The 2,574-nt window shown below is 39.7% G+C and carries 2 protein-coding genes; one reads left to right on the forward strand and one right to left on the reverse strand.

The window, feature by feature from the left end:
* Window positions 1–1,104, reverse strand: a 1,104-nt coding sequence (locus MF4640_RS18505; RefSeq protein ID WP_171263922.1) for an Ig-like domain-containing protein, incomplete at its 3' end; no start/stop codon positions are given.
* Window positions 1,105–1,361: 257 nt separating this feature from the next.
* Between MF4640_RS18505 and MF4640_RS18510 the strand changes: the two genes are divergently transcribed.
* Complete coding sequence (locus MF4640_RS18510) at window positions 1,362–2,399, forward strand: L,D-transpeptidase family protein (RefSeq protein ID WP_078390481.1); 1,038 nt, start codon at window positions 1,362–1,364, stop codon at window positions 2,397–2,399.
* Window positions 2,400–2,574: the final 175 nt, after the last annotated feature.

Raw genomic sequence — 2,574 nt, forward strand, 5'->3', positions numbered from 1 at the left:
GTTCGGGGTGTTGATTTGTTGGGCGGTGCCCGGGGACAAGGTCACGCCATTGATCGCGGTGATGGTCAATGGGTTGCCATCTGCATCGGTATCATTTGCCAATGGGTTTAAGGTCACTGGCGTGTTGTATGCGGTGTTGTACGTGTCATCGCTTGCAACAGGTGGTGTGTTTGGTGCTGCTGCAACGTTGATGGTTTCAGTTGCTGTTGAGCTGCCACCTTGGCCATCGCTGATGCTGTAGTTGAAGCTTTCTTGACCGCTAAAGCCTGTGTTCGGGGTGAAGGTAATGGTGCCTTGGGCATCAATGTTCACGATACCGTTCGGGGTGTTGATTTGTTGGGCGGTGCCCGGGGTCAAGGTCACGCCATTGATCGCGGTGATGGTCAATGGGTTGCCATCTGCATCGGTATCATTTGCCAATGGGTTTAAGGTCACTGGCGTGTTGAATGCGGTGTTGTGCGTGTCATCGCTTGCAACAGGTGGTGTGTTTAGTGTAGGTGCAAATGGCGACAAAGGTGTCCAACTACCACCACCCAAACCATGCTCAAATGGTTTGATAACTGAAGGTAATATTGGGTACTCAATTCCTAAAGGCGGAATATTATCTACCACTCGGTTCAACATTAAAGGTTTGATGCCATCGGCGACAGATGTTTCGCCCGCACGAGTAAGTTGAACAAAACGATGACCACCTTGCGTTACATCAGGATCTTCATCAAAAGACTCCCCTGCAATTTCAACGTAGTCCTTACCTTCTTTTTTGAATACGCGACCGTCGTCTAAGCGAACAACATCATTTTGTTGTTCAGATTCATTCATTTGCTGAAATGATTTTGCAAAATTTACAATTTTGTCGATATCTGAATTTGACTCGACCAGTAAGGAATTAAGACTGAAATTACCATCGTTATTGATTAAATCTTTGCCGTGTATTTCGACTACACGACCATTTGAAAGCTGCAATACGACATTGCTTTCTTCAGAAAGATGCAATACATCCTTTGCCTGAAGTTTCGCCCCTTTTTTTAGAATTAATTTTTTATTTGTATTGGAAAAGCGCCAAACATCACCGTCAACCGAGATTACTTTTACTGTTGTATTCATTTATAACTTTACCTCAATTTAAATGTTTAGCCATATCAATTATTTATGCCTATATGGCTAAATTTATTTAGCGCGGACACGAAATCATCCTAGTTTAGTTAATTAATATACAATATTAGTGTTACAGTCCATATACATTTACCTGCTTAAGTTGGCATTTTTTAACTAAAATTGTTACAAAGGCGCATTTATTTAACTTTATTTAAAATATTGGTTTTGTCATTTTGATAAATCGTTTTACCTTGGGATTAGCTACTATGTTGAGTCGTTTCTTAATTATTTGCTTGAGTAATATCTGTATTTTTTCAACTTATGCAAACGCACGAGAACCGCACAGCCTACCTAGTATTTCAACTAATGATCAGAACAATTTGGCATTGTTAAATCAACCCAGCACATGGTCTTTAGATAATCTAAATAAAGCTGAATGGTCAGACAATCTTGAAAAAGGCTATCTTCCTGTTTACTCAAAGTTACAAGTCCTGTTGAGTCGCCACTATTCATCTTCAGGGGCGATTGATGGTTCATTGGGCTTAAATACTGTTAAAGCGATTTCAGCTTTTCAAATTATGAAGGGTCTAAGTGGTGATGGAATCTTAGACGCAAATACTTGGCATCTTTTAAATGAAGATACAACCCAACCAACATTTATTGAATACACGATTACTGCACAAGACTTGAAGGGGCCTTATGCTCAATCTATTCCTTTAGATTATGCTGAACAATCAAAGATGCGAGGTTTGTATTACACCCGTGTGACTGAGATGCTGGGTGAAAAGTTTCATATGGATGAATTGTTTTTACAAAAAATAAATTCAGGTGCAACTTTTAATAAAGTTGGTGAAAAGATTATTGTGGCAAATGTGAAAAACACGTTGCCAAAAAATATAAAAATGATTATCGCGCACAAAGGCTCAAAACAATTATATTTGCTTGATCAACAAAATAAGATGATTGCTTCTTTTCCTGCAACCATTGGTAGTGAAGATAATCCCTCACCATCTGGCACTCATGTGATTGGGAGCATTGTGCCAAATCCACACTACAGCTATAACCCTAAGAATTTTATTCAAGGCAAAAATCTTAAACCTCTTAGTTTACCGCCCGGACCGAATAATCCAGTTGGAAATATTTGGATTGGTTTATCTCGACCTTCTTTTGGAATTCATGGGACACCCAACCCCGCTTTAATTTCTAAAACAGCTTCGCATGGGTGTATTCGATTGACCAATTGGGACGCAAATAATTTATCTAAAATTGTTCGCAAAGGCATGACTGTCAGATTTTTGGAGTAGAAGCTATTTTTTAAAGGCTCACTTGCGTTTTTAACTATAGTTGAGATCGGCTTTGTTGCACAAAGATTTGAAATGCAAAGCGCCCCTAATTGAGCCAAATTTAAGGCGTAACTTGGGTAAGTGGTCGACCTAATTCCGTAAATCTGTTAAGGACTGCTACACGTGCATGGATCTC

The organism is Acinetobacter sp. MF4640 (genome assembly GCF_002018895.1).
Lineage (GTDB): Bacteria > Pseudomonadota > Gammaproteobacteria > Pseudomonadales > Moraxellaceae > Acinetobacter > Acinetobacter johnsonii.

Excerpts from the sequence above, each read along its gene's own strand:
- MF4640_RS18510 (WP_078390481.1), top strand. The coding sequence starts at position 1,362 with ATGTTGAGTCGTTTCTTAATTATTTGCTTGAGTAATATCTGTATTTTT.